Origin of the sequence: Pseudomonas cerasi (assembly GCF_900074915.1) — a bacterium.
Classification (GTDB): Bacteria; Pseudomonadota; Gammaproteobacteria; order Pseudomonadales; family Pseudomonadaceae; genus Aquipseudomonas; species Aquipseudomonas cerasi.
This window is the reverse complement of sequence record NZ_LT222319.1, coordinates 2,779,728-2,797,495: the sequence shown is the minus strand read 5'-3', so window position 1 is coordinate 2,797,495 and position 17,768 is coordinate 2,779,728. Positions and strand designations below refer to the sequence as shown.

At 58.9% G+C, this 17,768-nt stretch carries 14 protein-coding genes; 7 read left to right on the top strand and 7 right to left on the bottom strand.

Annotated elements, in window-relative coordinates; translation table 11 throughout:
- The first annotated feature begins 6 nt into the window (after positions 1 to 6).
- Positions 7 to 411 carry a 4-amino-4-deoxy-L-arabinose-phosphoundecaprenol flippase subunit ArnF gene (arnF, locus tag PCPL58_RS15165; protein WP_003370934.1) on the top strand — a complete coding sequence of 135 codons (405 nt, stop codon included), beginning with the start codon at positions 7 to 9 and terminating at the stop codon, positions 409 to 411.
- Positions 389 to 1,783, top strand: coding sequence for a UDP-glucose dehydrogenase family protein (locus PCPL58_RS15160; protein WP_003435331.1), 1,395 nt, complete (start codon positions 389 to 391; stop codon positions 1,781 to 1,783). The genes arnF and PCPL58_RS15160 overlap by 23 nt, the downstream gene beginning before the upstream one ends.
- Positions 1,784 to 1,816: 33 nt before the next feature.
- Here the strand turns inward: PCPL58_RS15160 and PCPL58_RS15155 are convergent, their stop codons facing one another.
- The 3 genes from PCPL58_RS15155 to PCPL58_RS15145 form a co-directional block, all read right to left on the bottom strand.
- Positions 1,817 to 3,304, bottom strand: coding sequence for an ArnT family glycosyltransferase (locus PCPL58_RS15155; RefSeq protein WP_065349800.1), 1,488 nt, complete (start codon positions 3,302 to 3,304; stop codon positions 1,817 to 1,819).
- A gap of 234 nt (positions 3,305 to 3,538) precedes the next feature.
- Positions 3,539 to 4,558 (bottom strand): hypothetical protein, encoded by a 1,020-nt coding sequence (locus PCPL58_RS15150; protein WP_003435335.1) that lies wholly within the window; start codon positions 4,556 to 4,558, stop codon positions 3,539 to 3,541.
- A gap of 431 nt (positions 4,559 to 4,989) precedes the next feature.
- Positions 4,990 to 6,594 carry a hybrid sensor histidine kinase/response regulator gene (locus PCPL58_RS15145; protein ID WP_044308042.1) on the bottom strand — a complete coding sequence of 535 codons (1,605 nt, stop codon included), beginning with the start codon at positions 6,592 to 6,594 and terminating at the stop codon, positions 4,990 to 4,992.
- A gap of 266 nt (positions 6,595 to 6,860) precedes the next feature.
- Here PCPL58_RS15145 and PCPL58_RS15140 point away from each other — a divergent pair, with 266 nt between their 5' ends.
- Positions 6,861 to 9,023, top strand: a complete 2,163-nt coding sequence (locus tag PCPL58_RS15140) for a TonB-dependent receptor family protein (protein WP_232002941.1) — start codon at positions 6,861 to 6,863, stop codon at positions 9,021 to 9,023.
- A 27-nt stretch (positions 9,024 to 9,050) separates the two neighbouring features.
- Here PCPL58_RS15140 and PCPL58_RS15135 read toward each other — a convergent pair whose 3' ends face one another.
- Together PCPL58_RS15135 and PCPL58_RS15130 are read right to left on the bottom strand one after the other, a co-directional pair.
- Positions 9,051 to 9,599, bottom strand: a complete 549-nt coding sequence (locus tag PCPL58_RS15135; RefSeq protein WP_003344936.1) for a cupin domain-containing protein — start codon at positions 9,597 to 9,599, stop codon at positions 9,051 to 9,053.
- A gap of 127 nt (positions 9,600 to 9,726) precedes the next feature.
- Positions 9,727 to 10,476 carry a gamma-glutamyl-gamma-aminobutyrate hydrolase family protein gene (locus PCPL58_RS15130; RefSeq protein WP_065349799.1) on the bottom strand — a complete coding sequence of 250 codons (750 nt, stop codon included), beginning with the start codon at positions 10,474 to 10,476 and terminating at the stop codon, positions 9,727 to 9,729.
- A 130-nt stretch (positions 10,477 to 10,606) separates the two neighbouring features.
- Between PCPL58_RS15130 and PCPL58_RS15125 the strand changes: the two genes are divergently transcribed.
- The 3 genes from PCPL58_RS15125 (at position 10,607) to PCPL58_RS15115 (ending at position 13,728) form a co-directional block, all read left to right on the top strand.
- The gene (locus PCPL58_RS15125) at positions 10,607 to 11,494 is read left to right on the top strand and encodes a LysR family transcriptional regulator (RefSeq protein ID WP_065349798.1); all 888 of its coding nucleotides are present in this window, start codon (positions 10,607 to 10,609) and stop codon (positions 11,492 to 11,494) included.
- A gap of 145 nt (positions 11,495 to 11,639) precedes the next feature.
- Positions 11,640 to 12,704, top strand: a complete 1,065-nt coding sequence (locus tag PCPL58_RS15120) for an aromatic ring-hydroxylating oxygenase subunit alpha (protein ID WP_003370890.1) — start codon at positions 11,640 to 11,642, stop codon at positions 12,702 to 12,704.
- A gap of 73 nt (positions 12,705 to 12,777) precedes the next feature.
- Positions 12,778 to 13,728: a PDR/VanB family oxidoreductase gene (locus PCPL58_RS15115; protein ID WP_065349797.1), complete on the top strand. Its 951-nt coding sequence runs from the start codon at positions 12,778 to 12,780 to the stop codon at positions 13,726 to 13,728.
- Here PCPL58_RS15115 and PCPL58_RS15110 read toward each other — a convergent pair whose 3' ends face one another.
- Complete coding sequence (locus PCPL58_RS15110; RefSeq protein ID WP_065349796.1) at positions 13,729 to 14,439, bottom strand: GntR family transcriptional regulator; 711 nt, start codon at positions 14,437 to 14,439, stop codon at positions 13,729 to 13,731. It lies immediately after the preceding gene.
- 75 nt (positions 14,440 to 14,514) lie between these two features.
- The gene (locus tag PCPL58_RS15105; RefSeq protein ID WP_003435351.1) at positions 14,515 to 16,485 is read right to left on the bottom strand and encodes a putative bifunctional diguanylate cyclase/phosphodiesterase; all 1,971 of its coding nucleotides are present in this window, start codon (positions 16,483 to 16,485) and stop codon (positions 14,515 to 14,517) included.
- Between the two features lie 251 nt (positions 16,486 to 16,736).
- Here PCPL58_RS15105 and PCPL58_RS15100 point away from each other — a divergent pair, with 251 nt between their 5' ends.
- On the top strand, positions 16,737 to 17,729 hold the full coding sequence (locus tag PCPL58_RS15100; protein WP_065349795.1) for a nucleoside hydrolase: 993 nt from the start codon (positions 16,737 to 16,739) through the stop codon (positions 17,727 to 17,729).
- Positions 17,730 to 17,768 lie beyond the last annotated feature (39 nt).

Sequence of the window (17,768 nt, the reverse complement as noted above, 5' to 3'; positions counted from 1 at the left end):
TGCGCCATGGCCAGTGTGGCGCTGGTCAGCGCAGCGCAACTGGGCATGCGTTGGAGCATGAGCCGCCTGCCCTCGCCCGCTCAATGGCTCGAACTGCACAATCCGACGCAGCTCGATCTCCGTGCACTGGTGGTCGTTTGCGCCTCGATCACCGCTTATGCGCTCTCCATGCTTTTCTGGCTACTGGCCCTGCGGGGCTTGCCCCTGAGCCGTGCCTATTCGCTGCTCAGTATCAGCTACGCGCTGGTTTATATGCTCGCCGCAGCGCTGCCGTTTTTCCACGAGACGTTCACGGTATCGAAAACTGTGGGTGTCACCCTGATCGTGGCAGGTGTCTTGACCATCAACCTCCGGCGCATGTGCGACCCATCACCTCAGGATCTTTCCCATGAAAATCAGCGTTTTCGGTAGCGGATATGTCGGCCTGGTACAAGCGACAGTGCTCGCCGAAGTCGGCCACGATGTGGTCTGCATGGACATTGATCAGGCCAAGATCGATCAGTTGCGCCTGGGCCAGGTGCATATCTACGAGCCTGGCCTGGCCAACCTGGTGCGTGAAAATCTGGATCAGCAGCGTCTGAACTTCACTACCGACGGGCAACTGGCGGTGGAGCATGCCGAGGTCCTGTTCATCGCGGTCGGCACGCCCTCTCGAGACGATGGTTCAGCTGACCTGAGCGGCTTTTTCGCGGTGGGCGAAGCTATCGCCCGGCATCGACGCGAACCACTGATCATCGTCGAGAAATCCACCGTACCGGTCGGCAGTGGCGACGCCTTGCGCAGCCACATCGACAAGGCGCTGCGTCAGGCGGGCCGGCTGTTGCAGTTCGATATCGTCTCCAACCCGGAATTTCTCAAGGAGGGCTCGGCGGTCAACGATTGCCGGCGCCCGGACCGTATCGTCATCGGCTGCGAAAATGAAGCGGTGCGCAACGTCATGCGCGAGCTGTATGCGCCGTTCAACCGCAATCATGAGCGGATCATGTTCATGGACCTGCGCAGCGCCGAACTGACCAAGTACGCCGCCAACTGCATGCTGGCGACCAAAATCAGCTTTATCAACCAGATCGCCGAGCTGGCAGAACATCTGGGCGCAGACGTCGAGTCCGTGCGGCTGGGCATCGGTGCCGACTCACGTATTGGTTACGACTTCATCTACCCCGGTTGCGGCTATGGCGGCTCATGCTTCGGCAAGGACATCCGTGCGTTGATACACAGCGCCAGAGAGGCGCATTGCTCCAACGACCTGCTGTCGGTGGTCGAGGCCATCAACGAACGACAGAAGAACAAACTGTTCGAGCGGGTCAACGCGTTCTATCAGGGCGACCTGCGCGGCAAGACCTTTGCCCTGTGGGGCCTGGCATTCAAGCCCAACACCGACGACATGCGCGATGCCCCCAGCCGCGTGCTCATGGAAGCGCTGTGGGACGCGGGGGCCAGCGTGCGCGCGTTCGACCCCGAAGCCATGCAGGAAACCCAGCGCCTCTATGGTCATCGCAAGGATCTGATTCTCATGGGGACGCCAGAATCAGCGCTCAACGAGGCTGATGCATTGATCGTCTGCACCGAATGGCAGCAGTTCAAAGCTCCGGATTTCGAGTTGATCCAGCAGCGCCTGAACGCCCCGGTCATCTTCGACGGACGCAATCTTTATGACACCGAACGACTGGCAAAACGCGGCTTTCACTACTTCCCCATCGGTCGCGGTGAGTCGTGCGATCTGCCGATCCCGCAGAAGCAGTGGATACCGCATGATCAAGTGGCGAGCAGTCAGGCCGTATAACAAACCTGCGACGCTCGCCGTGCAGAGTGGCTGTCAGTAACTGACAGCCACTCTCAGCGGTGCCTGACTGACGAAATAGTAGATACGATCCCCGACCTTTACGCTGTCAACAATCCGCAGAGGCGGTTCGGGTGGCTGCATGCTTTCCATCACAGCGACATTGCCGTCAGCGCTGGTAAGAAAACCAGTCAATTCAGCGTTGCTAGCGAGTGTTTTCAGCAGGCTCTGACTATAGAACACGCTGGCCCCCGCCAGCCGTTCGCTGGGCTGGAATAAGTCCACATGGCGTCCCTTGACCTGTAGGGCATGAACCTTGTCGGTCAGCGGCAGGAACGACAACTGCCGGTCTGCTCGCGGTGCCAGCCAGAGGGCTGCGCCGAGATACCCCGTCACAATCAATACGGCTCCGGCCACCGTCATCGCCCGTCTGTTGCGTACCACGAACGCAGCTGACGCAGAGCCTTGCGAGCGTGCCTTGAGCCGCTCGCCCAACACAAAAGCGTATTCCGCCGCGATTACGGCCGCCGCCGGGGCCAGTGACATCAGATAAACCATGCGTTTACTCGAGGCCATCGACAACAGCAGGAACTGCGCGATCAACCACAGACTGAAAAACAGCAGGTAACGATTGGCCAGCAACTGTTTGCGGAAATGCCACAGCCCCAGGTAGACGAGCACGTTCCATGGCAAAAAGGCCTCGGGCAGCTTCGTCAGGTAGTAATGGAACGGCTCGTAATGCCCCGCTTCTTCGAACGAACCACTAAAGCGTCCGACACTGTTAGTCCAGAGCACATCCTTCAGCGACTGCGTACCGCCCTGCCCGTATAGAAAGCACAGCCATACCAACAGCGGCACCAGGGCCAGGACGGTGAACATCGCCGGGCGTAGCCAGTGGGCGAGCACAATGCGTTTGCTCTGCAACGACTCGCAAACAAGCCAGACGAAGATGACCACACCCGGCATCGCGAGGCCCAGCACGCCCTTGCTCAGGGTTGCCAGCGCAATGCCCATTACGAACAGCAACCAGGCTCCTGCGCAGGATTCGTCGTTGCGCAGACGCTGACTGGCGTGGAAAAAGCCCAGCAACGCCATGCTCACGCCCAGCGTCAGCAGCGCGTCCTCGCCCACCTGCCGCGAATTGCTCCAGAAGCTGGCCTGGGTCGCGAGCATGAACGCAGCCACCCAGGCCACAAAAACAGGGCGCCCGAAACGACGCAGCATGCTGTAAAGCAGCAACACGCTAAACAGACCCGCACAGGCAGATGCGAGCCTGACCGCCCAGGGAGTCGCACCGAACACCCCGATGGACGCAGCGTCCAGCCACACACTCATCGGCGGCTTTTCCAGGAACGGTTGATCATTAAGCTTCGGCGTCACCCAGTTACCACTCAGGTGCATTTCCATGGCAATACCCGCCACGCGGGGTTCTGTCGAGTTTTGTAATTGGTGATTGCCCAGTGCGAGAAAAAACAGCAACGCGCCCACTAACAAAAGCAATGGAGACAGTACGCGAGAAGTCATCAAGGGAATTACCGCAAAACCGTGGAAGGGAGAAACATACAAACCGAGCGATAAAGTATAAGAGACTTATTGTTGAGAATTTGTTAACCCATGAAACCTTCAGGGTGAAATCCCTGCCTTGATCGTGAACAGTTCAGGCTCTGTTCAGACTTCATCGCAGCTATATGAAAACAAAAAAATGGGGAGCGATAATCGCCCCCCATTCGATACATCAGTTCACGCTTTTTAAGTGAATCAGACCGCAGCAACTACCTTGGCTGGCGGCTGAGTACGACGACCCAGTACACCGGCGCCCGCAGCTACCAGACCCGAGATCACCAGAGTGATAAGCAGAATCCAGGCACCTTGCGAAACGCGCTTGGCAGTCACTTCAGCTGCTTCACGGGCTTTCTGTTCTGCCTGAGCTTTCAGTTCCTGATACTTGGCATAAGCCTGACGATAGCTGGCCTGAGCCTGATCGACGATCTGATTGGCTTCGGCATCAGTCTTGTTGCCACGCGCCTTGATCAGATTGACCAGCGCCTGACGATCAGCCGCATCCCAAGCCTGGTCGCCTTTGGCTTTGATGCGATCCATCAGACCGCTCAATTGCTCGTCAGCTTGCTGAGGATTCTGTGCGCTCTGCTTGGCAGTATTCTGCGCATCCTGCTGAGTCGCTTGAGCTTCCTGCTTGACGTTGTCCGGGTTCAGCTCGGGCTTGCCGGTCTGACGCATGGCCGTTTCGATTTCGCCCTGGATATCGTCCAGATTGAAATCAATGCCCTGAGCGCGCAATTGATCCTGAATCTTGCTGCCAACGGCCGGAGCCACCTGTGCGATACCGCTGCCCAGGGCCGACATGCCGCTGCCTGCCAGATTGAGGCCACCGCGTACGACGCCGGTCACTGCGCTGGAGACCAGATAAACAGTGATAAGCGATACAGTCGCCCACACCAGCAGGCCATGAAACGCGCCTTCGCGCTGCGCGAGACGTCCCGCGGCCCAGCCGCCGACGAACAGCGAGATCACCGAGCTTACAACGACCCAGATGCCTGCGCCCGTACCCATACCGGACAGTGGATTGGCTTCCTGCATGGGATCGATACTGGCACTTCCGATTGCCGTACCCAGCAGGTTCAGCAACAGCGACACAACCATGGCCAGAACAACACCGGCCAGAATCGCACTCCAGGAGATTCGTTTAAGCAGCGGAGCCGCTGCATGAGTTTCGTGGTACACAGGGGCACCTGGGGCGATACGGTCGTCGCGAATCATAGTCATAGTCCTTTGAGTCATTGGCAGTGAACGCACAAATGTGTGACGTACCCATCAATGACCCAGGCGACGTTCAAGAAGTTTAAAACTTTTATAGACTTTTTTTCAGGCTGTACACAGCACAATAGAACAGTATTGTTAATGACGCACAGCAACGGAACGTAACCGTCGCCCGATGCTCCAAGCGCTTTACACACGTACCGTTTCATTAGGCTGTTTGCTCTAATTGTTGAAGTTGTCTGACGCCTGCTAATAACAGACGAGAATTAACCTGTTGCCAACTTTTAACTGTCGATACTCACTGGATATACGCAACTCTGCAGGAATGCGCGCAGGTATCGTAATAAAGACAGCGCCGTGCACTGTGCGCCAAAAAGCATGAAGGCCCGACTGAGAACAGTCAGGCCTTCGCAGGTGCATTGCCAGTGCCGTCAGGCGATACCGTTAGGCCCGTCAAGAACCTGCCTGACCTTCCTGGCGAGGTCCTGCGGCATACAGGGCTTGGACACCACCTCAAACTCTGAGCCGCCAATGTCGGTTCGCTCGATCGAGCTCTCAGCGTAGCCGGTGGTCAGCAGCACCTTGACCTTGGGGTACCTGCGCCTGACTTCCCGCGCGAGCATTACCCCGTTCATGCCGCCCGGCATGATCAGGTCGGTGAACAACAGGTCATACGTGCTGCCGGCCTCGAAGCGCTTCAGTGCCTCACGGGCGTTGAGGACGATTTCCGACACATAGCCGTAATCATCCAGCACCATCTTCGCCAGTTCGGCCACGTCAGGACGGTCTTCCACGATCAGAATCCGCTCGGAGCTGCCAATGCGCCTTTCCGAAGCTTTCGGCGGATCGTTTTTACTCAGTACCGCCTCGTCTACCGGGAAATACAAGCGCAGCGTAGTACCGACACCTTCTTCGGTATAAATACGCGCCGCGCCGCCCGACTGTTTGGCAAAGCCGTAGACCATCGAAAGACCAAGCCCGGAACCCTTGCCTTCTTCCTTGGTGGTAAAAAACGGGTCCATTACCCGATCACGGATACTCGCGGGCATGCCGATGCCATTGTCCGTCACCGCAATAGAAACATAACGCCCCGGCAACAGACCGTCATAGGACATATTGGCCAGCTCATCGACGACCAGATTGCGGGTTTCGATGAATATCTTGGGGTTGGGCCTGCCAATCAGCGCGTCCCGGGCGTTGATGAAAATGTTCAGCAAGGCAACTTCTGCCTGGGTGGGATCAATGCGGCAGTTTTTCAGTGCCGGATCCAGATCGGTTTCGATCACCACTTCCGGTCCAAAAGTACGCTCGATCAACGGCTCTGTCGTGGAGACCAGGCCATTGAGATTGAGGACTCGCCCCTGCAGCTTCTGTTTGCGGGCAAATGCCAGCAATTGCTTGGTCAATGTGCTGGCGCGTTCAACAGCAGACTTGGCGTGATGAACACTGCGCTGGACACGCTGCACGTCAATGGAGGGTTTCTCTGCCGCACTGCCGATCAAGTCGATATAACCGCCCATCACTTGCAGCAGGTTATTGAAGTCGTGCGCGATGCCACCGGTAAGCTGCCCCAAGGCCTCCATCTTCTGTGCCTGACGCAATGCCTCTTCGGCATCTCGACGGCGGCTGATGTCCAGCTGCGACGCAAAGAAATAGATCAGGTCACCCGCGTCGTTATACACCGGAGAAATAAACAGGGCATTCCAGAACGTTGAACCGTCCTTACGGTAGTTGAGAATCTCAGTGGAGATATCGACGCGTTCGTCGATTGCATCGCGAATGGATTTCACCACCGCCCGATCAGTGTCCGGCCCTTGAAGAAACCGGCAGTTGCTACCGATGATTTCTTCTGACGCATAACCGGTCATTTCCAGAAATGCACGGTTGGCAAAAATGATGGGGTTGTCGGGGCGATTGGGGTCCGTCACGATCATCGGCATCCGTGTCGTTTCTACCGCTGCGAAAAAGATATCTTTTCCCTGATGCTTGATATCTCCCGTCGCCGCATTGTCGACTCGGGCTTTATTTTCCGACACTCCAGAAACTCCACGACTGTTTATTGGGCTAGTGCGAATGCTCTCTCTAATGGCTAGGACTGGCGAAGCCTGAAAGGGTTCTCGCTGAGCAGACAAAAAGCAAATTATATTCAGTTAGTACATTGAACAGCCTGAAAATATCGCCCGGCATCGACTGTTCACTCACCGGTTTAGTGACGCCAGTCACACATCAGGCATCGAACACCTGTCCCTTTTCCAGAGCACGCAGGGCTGGCAGTTGACGCTGGCCGTGAACCACAAGGCGTATGCACTTGCAGTACCACCCACCGTTTCTGCTTTCCCCCTTGAACCTGACCCTGCAACTGTTCGGTTTCAGTACGGCTCTTGCTTTTACCTGTGTCGCCGAGGCTGATGTTGTCAGCCTGTCCAACATCGAAGTGGACGGCTCACGTATCGACAGCCCGGCGCAAATCGCGCGCGACGCGTTACGGGAAGTTCCGGGCGGTACTAACATTGTCGATATGAACACCGTCGAGCAAGGACGGGTCGCCAACAATGAAGACGTGTTCAAGTACCAGCCCGGCATCTACGCCAAGGCCGCCAACAGTGAGGGGGCAAAAATCTCGATTCGTGGTTCGGGCCTGAACCGGGCGCCTGGCGCGCATGCCTCCGGGCTGTTCGAAATGCTCGACGGCTTGCCGCTGACCGGCCCCGGCGGTACGCCCTACGAACTCAAGGAGCCGTTATGGCTTAGCCACGTAGAAGTACGACGCGGTGCCAATGGCTTTGAACTGGGCTCGCTGGCGCTGGGTGGCGCGGTCAACTATGTCACCCACACCGGTTATGACGAGCCCAGGCTGCAGTTGCGCTACGAAGCAGGAAGCCACGGTTACTCGAAACGGCAGATCAGCTCGGGACAGGTGTTGGGCGATCTGGACTATTACGTCAGCGTGACCGACTCAAGCTACAACGGCTTCCAGGACCAGAGTGCCGGCGGTAGCCAGGGTATCGCAGCTAACGTCGGTTACCGGTTCAGCCCGAATCTGGAAACCCGCTTCTTCTTTCGTTACCGGGAAACCGACAACGACTCGCCGGGCAGACTGACCCGCGAGCAGATCCGCCATGATCCACAGACGGCCAATGCGCTCAACCGTACGCGCGACTCAAAACGCCTGCAACCCGGCAGCACCTGGCTCGGCAACAAGACCACTGTTTATCTGGATGAAAGCTCACGCCTCGAAACGGGTCTGGTCTATCACGATTACCCCATGGACCTGCGCGAGGGCACCAATCGCCTGAAAGTCGCTTACACCGATATCAGCGGCACGCTCAATTACATACGCCAGGACACCGTGTCTGGCCATCAGAGCACGACCACGCTGGGACTGCGAACCACCAAGGGGCTGCCTGACAACGGCGCATCGGAATTCGTCCGCGTGCCTGCCGGCAACACCGCAGGCTATGTGCCAGGGACCAGAACCCGGGATTACAGCTACCTGGGCTCGGACAGCGTGCTGCACCTGAGCAATGATCTGGAACTGGTACCGGACCTGTGGCTGACAACGGGCGTTGCCGCCCTCTATACCCGTCGCGAAACAGAGGTCACCTACCCCGCAACCCAACAGGCCGTCAGCACTCATGCCTGGGACTATGCCACCCGGCTGGGCCTGCGCTACGACTTCACGCCGCAATTGCAGCTTTACGGCAATCTGAGTCGCTCGGTCGAGCCGCCGCACGCCTGGTCAATGATCTGGGGTTCCAACCGTTTTTTCCCAGCAGGCAGCGGTGCGGCGACCGGCCTGCAGAGTATTGGCGTCAAACTTGAAAATCAGACCGCGACTACGCTGGAGCTCGGCGGCAAGGGTAATAGCGCAGCAGGCGGCTGGACCGCAGGGTGGTATTACTCGCAGGTCAGACATGAACTGCTCAGTGTCGAAACCCAGGCAGCCAGCGCGACAGGCTCGCAAGTCATTGCCGAGTCCAACGCCAGCCCGACCATCCATACCGGTATCGAACTCAGCCTGGACAGCCCGCTGTGGCGGGGAGGCGCTGCGGGCAAGGTCGATTTACGCCAGGCCTACACGTTCAGCGACTTTCACTACCGTAACGACGACCGCTTCGGCGACAACGCGCTGCCGGGTATCCCCCGGCATTACTATCAGGCCGAGCTGCGCTACAGCCATCCTGTCGGCGTTTACGTAGCACTCAACACTGAGCACGCGTCGAGGATCGCGGTCGATTACGCCAACTCGTTTTACGCCGATCAGTACACCTTACTGGGCGCCACACTGGGCTACGCGTCACCCGGCGAAGACTGGCAGACCTGGCTGGACCTGCGCAATCTGACTAACCAGCGTTACGCCAGCACCGTGACACCCGGCTATGACGGCAACGGCAAAGACATCGCACGCTCGACACCCGCCGACGGGATGGGGATTTATGCCGGTATTTCCTGGAGCCTTCGTTAGGCGCAAGGCATCGTTGGCTATCGGCACCTAGAAGTTGGCCGGGGTGTTGGCGCTGATGATCTCCGCTTCGTCCTGGCCGATGTTGCGGAAGCGATGCGGCAAGGTGGTCGGGAAGTAATAGCCGTCACCCGGACCGAGAATGTTGACCTGCCCATCGATGGTCAGCTCCACGGTGCCGCGCGTCACCAGACCGCACTCCTCACCTTCGCTGTGGACGATGGGTTCATCGCCCGAGTCGGCGCCCGGCGCGTACTGCTCACGCAGAAAGCGCATCTGCCGGCTTGGCAACGTCGCGCCGACCAGCAGCAGGCGGGCACCGTTGCGCCCAAGATCGGGTTGATCACCGGCTCGAAACACGTACTGATCCTGACCCGGAGGCTGATCGAACGTGAAGAAATCCGCCAGCGTCATGGGAATCCCTTCAAGCAGCTTTTTCAGCGAGCTGATGGAAGGACTGACACGATTTTGTTCGATGAGGGAAATCGTGGCATTGGTCACACCACTGCGTCTGGCGAGCTCACGCTGTGACAGCTTGTAGCTTTCACGCACCAGTTTGAGTCGTGCTCCCGTATCCATAGTGGCCTTATGTGAAAGATATCCGGTGAATGAGGCAGCGCCCCGGTGCAATGGATCGTCCATCACCCGAAGCCATCAAGCCGGATATTAAATCACGTTTGCCCACAACACTCAGCAGCTCATCGCTCTAGCGACTGCTGCGCGCATACCTCTGGCAGGCCTCGCGAAAGGCCTTGAACAGGCTGAGCGACACGGGGTTGTCCATGAACGCCCATTCCGGGTGCCACTGCACACCCAGCACAAAGCCTGGCGCACCAGGCATGGACACCGCTTCGACCAGACCGTCGGGGGCCAATGCTTCCGCGCGCAGGTCCGACGCCATGCGATCGATACCCTGACTGTGAAGGCTGTTGACCTCGAACCCCGGTGCCAGCCCCAGCGAGTCGAGCAAACCGCCAGGCTGTACCTGCACGGCATGCTTTGGCGCGTACTGCACCGCCAGCACCTCGCTTTGCGGCTCGCGATGATCCAGATAGCCGGGCAGCTCCTGGACCCGCTGATGCAGGCTGCCGCCCAGCGCGACATTCAGCTCCTGAAAGCCGCGGCAAATGCACAACACCGGCACCCCCTTAGCGATGGCAGCCCTGAGCAATGGCAAAGTTGTGCGATCCCGGAAGACGTCATGGGCGGTGCCCCCCACGCTCGCCGGCCCATTGTAGTGACGCGGCTCGACGTTGGACGGCGAGCCGGTAAACAACAGGCCATCCAGTGACGCAAGCAGCTGCGCAGGCTCGGTGGGCACCTCGAGCGCAGGCAGGATTACCGGCATGCCCGCGAAGGCTGCGGCCTCGACGTACTTGTCGCCTGCGGTGTGAGAAGAGTACTTGCCCAACTGCTGACGGCAGGCGGTGACACCAATCAAGGGAGGTCGCGACATAGGTTGAATCCTGAGTGAAATCTGAGTGGTCAGCGCCGATTACCGGACGCTATCCAGCGGGAATGAAACCAGTCTAGGATAGTCATCCGCGCAACAAACATACGCATTCAGGCAAAGGAACAATGCACCAATGCAATATGAAATCACCCACGCCGACCTTTCATTGGTGCTCGCCCTGATTCGCGGCCGCACCCTCGCCCGTGCCGCCGACCTATTGCAGGTTGATGTATCGACCGTGTTTCGCTCGATCCGTCGTCTGGAAGCCGCCCTTGGTGCCGCGCTGTTTGAAAAGAACCGGCGCGGGTACGTACCGACCGATACCGCTCAGGCCATGGCCGAACAGGCCGAGCGTGCCGAACAGGCGCTTGCCGCTGCGCGCATCGCTTTGCAGCAGGGCGAGCAAGTCGTCAGCGGCACGGTACGTCTGACCTGTACCGATGCGGTACTGCACAGCCTGCTGTTGCCCGCGCTGGCGGACTTCATGCCGCAGTACCCTGCCCTTACGCTGGAGCTGGCCACCTCCAACGCCTTTGCCAACCTCAGCCGTCGCGATGCCGACATCGCCCTGCGCCTGACCAATACGCCTCCCGAGCACCTGATCGGGCGCTGCCTGGGCAGTGCCGACTACTTTGTCTGCGGTCGCCCCGAATACCGCGAGGCCCTGACGCAAAACCCTGCCTCGATCCCCTGGATCAGCCCGGACGACTCGATGCCCGACCACACCTCGGTGATCTGGCGCAAACAGGCGTTTCCAGGGGTATTACCGAGCTACCGCTGCAGCAACATGTCGGCTGTCTCGCAGTTGGTCGCTGCCGGCCTGGGCGTGGCGGCGCTGACCGGTTTCACGGTCGAGGGCCTGGGTGCGGTCGAACGCCTGAGCGGTCCTCTGGAAGGCCGCCGCACTGACCTGTGGCTGCTGACCCGCCCCGACTGCCGCGCCCTGCGTTCTGTGCAGACCCTGCTGGAAGCACTCGCGCCGCGCCTGCGAGCGGCGCTGCTGGTATCCAGCCCCGGCTGATCAATCTCTGTGGATCCATTAAATAATAGTTAACTAAATTAATCATTGGATTAATCTCGATCCTGTGGCATTAATAATCGCGAGGAAACAACATGATTCATTCTGTGGATCCATAAGATCAATAATCGAACCGTGGAGAACCATCATGCACCCGAAAAATGCGTGGTACGTCGCCTGTACAGCGGATGAAGTCGCCGACAAGCCTCTGGGACGGCAGATCTGCAACGAAAAGATGGTGTTCTATCGCGACCAGGACCAGCAGGTCATTGCCGTCGAAGACTTCTGCCCGCATCGCGGCGCCCCGCTCTCGCTGGGTTATGTTGAGAACGGCCAACTGGTGTGTGGTTACCACGGACTGGTCATGGGCGGCGACGGCAAGACTGTTTCAATGCCCGGCCAGCGTGTTCGCGGCTTCCCTTGCAACAAGACCTTCGCAGCGGTCGAGCGCTACGGCTTCATCTGGGTCTGGCCCGGTGACCGGGAAAAGGCCGACCCGGCACTCATCCACCATCTGGAATGGGCAGTCAGCGACGACTGGGCCTACGGCGGCGGGCTGTTTCATATCCAGTGCGATTACCGCCTGATGATCGACAACCTGATGGACCTCACCCACGAAACCTATGTGCATGCGTCAAGCATCGGCCAGAAGGAAATCGACGAGGCAGCGCCCGTCACAACGGTCGAAGGCGAGGAAGTGGTTACCGCCCGGCACATGGAAAACATCATGCCGCCGCCGTTCTGGCAGATGGCACTGCGTGGCAACAACCTGGCCGATGACGTGCCGGTCGATCGCTGGCAGATCTGCCGCTTCACGCCGCCCAGCCATGTGCTGATCGAAGTTGGCGTAGCCCATGCAGGCAAAGGCGGCTATCACGCGCCCAAAGAGTTCAAGGCGTCGAGCATCGTCGTCGACTTCATCACCCCCGAGACCGACACCTCCATCTGGTACTTCTGGGGCATGGCGCGCAACTTCAATCCCGCTGATGCAGAGCTGACCGCCAGCATCCGTGAAGGCCAGGGCAAGATCTTCACCGAAGACCTGGAAATGCTTGAACGCCAGCAACAGAACCTGCTCACGCACCCGCATCGCAGCCTGCTCAAGCTCAATATCGACGCCGGTGGCGTGCAGTCACGCAAGATCCTGGAGCGCCTGATCGCTGCCGAGCAGGCCGGTCGCGGCGAGCAGATTCCCGTGATGGCGACGAAATGACCGGCCATTGCCCGTCGAAACACCAAGAAAACAATCAGAAGTGACCCGTGCCGCGGTCACCCGAGGACCTGACATGATCGACGTGACGGTGTTATCACGCAACGATGAAGCGCTGGACATCTGCAGCTTTGAACTGGTGCGGGCAGACGGAGCGCTGTTGCCGCCGTTCACCGCAGGCGCGCACATTGACGTACACCTGCCTGACGGGCTGATTCGTCAGTACTCGCTGTGCAATGCCCCGAACGAGCGTCACCGCTACCTGATCGGCGTCCTCAACGACCCGGCTTCGCGTGGTGGCTCGCGTAGCCTGCATCAACAGATTCAGACTGGCGCACAGTTGCGCATCAGTGAACCGCGCAACCTGTTCCCGCTGGCTGAAAACAGCCGGCGCACGCTGCTGTTCGCCGGCGGTATTGGCATCACACCCATTCTCTGCATGGCTGAACAACTTGCGCTGGAGGCTGCCGATTTCGAGCTGCATTACTGCGTGCGTTCCGCCGAGCGCGGCGCCTTTATCGAGCGCCTGAAGCATTCGGCATTTGCCGAGCGCATCACGCTGCACTTCGATGAACAGCCGGACACTGCGCTGGAGGCTGGCAAAGTACTCGCCCGCCCACAGCCCGATACCCACCTGTACGTGTGCGGGCCGGGCGGTTTCATGCAATACATCCTCGACAGCGCGCGGGCCGCTGGCTGGCCCGAGGACACCCTGCACCGCGAGTACTTCTCCGCAGAGCCGGTCGACACCAGCAACGATGGCAGTTTTTCAATCGAGATCGCCAGTACCGGCCAGGTCATTGCCATTCCGGCCAATAAAACGGTCGCTCAGGTGCTCGAAAGCCACGGTATCGATATTCCGCTGTCGTGTGAACAAGGTGTCTGTGGCACCTGCCTGACGCGGGTGTTGAAAGGCATTCCGGATCATCGCGATCTGTTTCTGACCGAAGACGAGCAGGCGCTCAACGATCAGTTCACGCCCTGCTGCTCACGTTCCAAGACGCCCGTGCTGGTGCTCGACATCTGATCAGTCCGGGCGCTGAATGACCTTCATGCGCTCTTTCTGCCCGGTGCCGAAGATTTCTGCATAGCGCAAGGTGGCATTGGCATGCTCGCGCATGATGGCCTCGGCGCGAGCGCCCTGCCCATTCACCAGCGCATCCACGACGGCGTGATGCTGCATATGGGCGAAATTGAACCGCCGGTATTCGCGAATCAGGTTGTCGCGATCCACGGCCAGCGCGGTTACCGAGGCAAAAGGCAGATGGTCGTTGCGTGACAGTGCATCGGCAATGGCGCGATTGCCGCTACCCTCGACGATCACGCGATGCAGGCGCATGTTCATGTCGTGATAGACCTCAAGGTCATCTTCAGTGACATGGCCCTTTTCGAACAGCGCGTCACCCTGTACCAGACAGGCCTCCAGCTCGTCACGCGCCTCCTGGGTCAGGCCGCGCTCGGCCATCTGCCGCGCGGCAAGCCCCTCAAGGACACCTCGGACATCCACCGCGCCGGCGATTTCCATCGGGCTGATCGAGCGCACCTGAAAACCACGCCCGCCAAAGGGCACCAGCAGCCCCTCCTGCTCCAGCGTCCGGAACGCCATGCGCACCGGCATGCGCGAAACGCCGAACAGCTCGGCAGTCGGCACCTCCATCAGACGCTCGCCGGCAGCCAGCTCGCCTGATGCAATCATCTTGCGCAACGCAACAAGGACGGTCTGCCCGGGTTTGCTCATCAAAAGGCTTCCGTGGGGATCAAAAAACGCATCTTACCCCACGCACGCCCGAGAGAATCGCCCACATGCAATCGATCAGAGGGGGCACGATGCGGCGTAACCGAAGGTGCGCTCTTCATCGGGTATTTCAATCCAGGCCAGCGTTTCTGCAAAACTGATCGGCGGGCTGTAGAAGTAGCCCTGCACCATCGTACAACCCAGGGTGGTCAGTGCATTCAGCTCATCCTGTGTTTCGACGCCTTCGATCACGCAGCCCAGAGACATGTCCAGACTCAAGGCAACCAGCGATTTGACGATCTTGTAACTGGCCGGGTTGTGGTGCACGCCGGTGACAAAACTGCGGTCGATCTTCAGCTTGGTCAGCGCCAGCGCGTGCAACTGACTGAGGCTTGAGAATCCGGTGCCGAAGTCATCCAGCGAGATACCGCAACCCAGCTTGCGGAACTGGGTAATGGCCTGCTGCACCTGAGCAATATCCTGCATGACCGCCGTTTCGGTAATTTCCAGATCGAGCCGCGACGCATCGAAGCCGCTGTGTTCGATGATCTCGACAATTCTGCTGACACTTTCCCAGGTCGCACAGTCGTGCGCGGACAGATTGAACGACAGCCTGATAGGCGCGGGCCACGACAGGGCCATACCAAGCGCCTGGGTCAACAAGGGCACGGTGAGCTTGTTGATCATGCCGATGCGCTCGGCGATCGGAATGAAATGCGCCGGCGAAACAGACCCCAGCTCCGGACTGTTCCAGCGCGCCAGTGCCTCGAAAGCCACCGTTTCGCGCGTGCAGCTCTCAATGATCGGCTGAAACGATACGTGGAACTCGGTTTCCAGATTGGCGCGCCGCAAGGCCTGTTCGGTAACGCCGTCGGCATGCAATTGCTCACGGTGGCTGGCGGAGAACAGGCAGGTGGTTCCGGGGTTATGGTTCTTGCCCTGATACAGCGCGTAATCGGCAAACTCGAACAGCTGGGTCGCATTATCCGCCGTGGCCGGGTACGTCGCCAGGCCCAGTGTCGCGCCAATCTGGATCGGCATGTCCGACAGTTCGAAGCTTTCGTGCATGAGGTCACACAGGTGTTTGCCAAACGCCAGCAACGCGTCACTGTCCATGTCACCCTTGATCACCAGCGCGAACTCGTCACCGCCCAGTCGCGACACATGCACCTTGTCACTCGAGGCGCTGGTCAGGCGTTCAGCCACCAGCATCAGCAAACGGTCGCCGATGCGGTGACCATAGAGGTCATTGACCGGCTTGAACCCGTCCAGGTCCAATACCCCCACTGCCAGGCCGCTGCGCTGCGCCATTGCCTCGGTCATCGCGGCATCCAGAGTCTGGAAGAACTGGCGACGATTGGGCAGGCCCGTCAGGCTGTCCTGATTGGCCAGCAGCAGATTCTCGTTACTCAGTTGCTCGGTCTTTACCTGCACATTCACCAGGCTGGTGAAATCGCGGTACTGGTAATGAAGAATGATCAGCATGCCGATCGACACCAGCACGATATTCACCGCTGTGGCGATAAAGGTAACGTTGTACGTCGAGGCGAAGAAAATGACGAAGGCGGTGTTGACGACCAGGGCGGTGGTCAGCGCTGCAGGCCGCAAGTGCATCATGCAGAAGATGCAGACGATCACCGTAATACCCATGAAAAACGCGACATGCGCCTGGGAGTAGGCATCGCCGTAGGGGTAAAGCGACAGCGACCAGGCGGCAAACCCGGCCGCTATCACGCCTGCCAGGCCATGTGTGCCACGCAGCGTGGCCAGAATGATCGCCGGAGCGGGTGGCGGCCGGTTTACCGTGCGCAACCATTTGCGTGCACGGACGGCACAGATAACCGTAAGCAGCGCCGGGACCAGCAGCGTCAGCCACACCGGAGCGGTTCGCCAGTGGGTGAACGCCAACGCCCAGGTATTGACCAGCAGCACAAAGTACATCAAAGGCAGTTGCCGGGACAACGCAACGTATTGGGCCTGCAACAACCTGGGGTTATCAGCAGGCACAGACATCAGGGCACGCAAGGCACCCGGTAGTTTTTTCAGCATCGCAAGGCTTCTCTGTTACCACAGTCAAAGCACACGTGGCTTGCTGCTCATCATGCGAACCGGACAGCTAATTGTCGGCTCACTTGTCAGGCTCTCGGCGGATGTGATTAATTCTTTACGGTAAAACCGAGCCGTGCATCGGTTTAATTGAAATAACCTGTTGGCAACCTTTTTTCCGCGTGCCTTCGCATAAGTCAGCGGCGCTTGCACACCTTCTTTTCAATCGTCCCCTACAGGCAAGGAGCATTACCGTGAACAGGAAAGTCATTATCGATACGGACATGGGCTGGGATGACGTACTGTCGATCGCCTACCTGATGAAACGACAGGACATCGACATCCTCGGCATTACAGTGACCGGATGCGGCGAAACAGACCTCGGCTGGGGCGTGATCATCGCGCAGCATTTGCTGGGGATCGGCAATCGACTCGGCACCGTCGTGGCAAAGGGTACCGATCAGCCACTTGAGTACGACAACCGCTTTCCGCAACCCTTCAAAAACGACATGAACGACATCATGGGCCTGCTCGGGACACTGAACCCTGCCACGCTGCCGGAACTGTCGAGCCTGCCCGCCTGGGAGTTCATGTATCAGACGGTAAAAAACAGCCAGGACCCCATCACAGTGCTGTCGCTGGGGGGCTTTACCAACATCGCGAAGATGCTTTCGTTGAGCAGCCAGTCAGCCGACTTCAAAATGCTCAAGCAGATCGTCGCCATGGCCGGCGCGGTTTACGTCGACGGCAACGTCGCGGCATTGAACAAAGCGAAAAAGGCATGGGATCAGGGAGAGGCCTACAGCAGCAACCACTATGCAGAATGGAATGTGTTCGTCGACCCTGTCGCCGCCAACACTGTTTTCCAGTCAAGCCTGCCGTTGATGCTGGTGCCGCTGGAGGTCTGCAACCAGATCATCCTCGACGCCAGCTACTGGCAATTGATCACCGCCACCGACCCTGTCGCCACGCTGGTCAAACAAGTGCTCGAACACAAATCCGGAACACACGCCGAAGGGCTTCCCGTGCCGATCTTCGATCCGCTGGCGACCATGCTGATGGCAGGTGGTATTGCAGCGACAAAAATCGATGAGCAGTTTCTGTCGGTCAACACCGAGTTGACGCCGCAGGACAACCATTGTGGTCAGATACAGCTGCAAGGCAGCGGCTCACGAATGATTGCATCAGTGCTGGGTGTCTCGCAGGTCGCGTTCAGCAACAACTTTGCCCAGGTCATCAATAGCTGAGGCCAGTGTGAAATGCTGCGCCGCGCCTTCTCAGCCTGG

Bases quoted from the DNA above. Each gene is read 5' to 3' on its own strand.
- PCPL58_RS15110 (WP_065349796.1), bottom strand. From the start codon at position 14,439: ATGAGCAAACCCGGGCAGACCGTCCTTGTTGCGTTGCGCAAGATGATT.
- PCPL58_RS15155 (WP_065349800.1), bottom strand. From the start codon at position 3,304: ATGACTTCTCGCGTACTGTCTCCATTGCTTTTGTTAGTGGGCGCGTTG.
- PCPL58_RS15105 (WP_003435351.1), bottom strand. From the start codon at position 16,485: ATGCTGAAAAAACTACCGGGTGCCTTGCGTGCCCTGATGTCTGTGCCT.
- PCPL58_RS15130 (WP_065349799.1), bottom strand. From the start codon at position 10,476: ATGTCGCGACCTCCCTTGATTGGTGTCACCGCCTGCCGTCAGCAGTTG.
- PCPL58_RS15160 (WP_003435331.1), top strand. From the start codon at position 389: ATGAAAATCAGCGTTTTCGGTAGCGGATATGTCGGCCTGGTACAAGCG.
- arnF (WP_003370934.1), top strand. From the start codon at position 7: ATGGCCAGTGTGGCGCTGGTCAGCGCAGCGCAACTGGGCATGCGTTGG.
- PCPL58_RS15135 (WP_003344936.1), bottom strand. From the start codon at position 9,599: ATGGATACGGGAGCACGACTCAAACTGGTGCGTGAAAGCTACAAGCTG.
- PCPL58_RS15140 (WP_232002941.1), top strand. From the start codon at position 6,861: ATGCACTTGCAGTACCACCCACCGTTTCTGCTTTCCCCCTTGAACCTG.
- PCPL58_RS15115 (WP_065349797.1), top strand. From the start codon at position 12,778: ATGATCGACGTGACGGTGTTATCACGCAACGATGAAGCGCTGGACATC.
- PCPL58_RS15125 (WP_065349798.1), top strand. From the start codon at position 10,607: ATGCAATATGAAATCACCCACGCCGACCTTTCATTGGTGCTCGCCCTG.
- PCPL58_RS15150 (WP_003435335.1), bottom strand. From the start codon at position 4,558: ATGATTCGCGACGACCGTATCGCCCCAGGTGCCCCTGTGTACCACGAA.
- PCPL58_RS15120 (WP_003370890.1), top strand. From the start codon at position 11,640: ATGCACCCGAAAAATGCGTGGTACGTCGCCTGTACAGCGGATGAAGTC.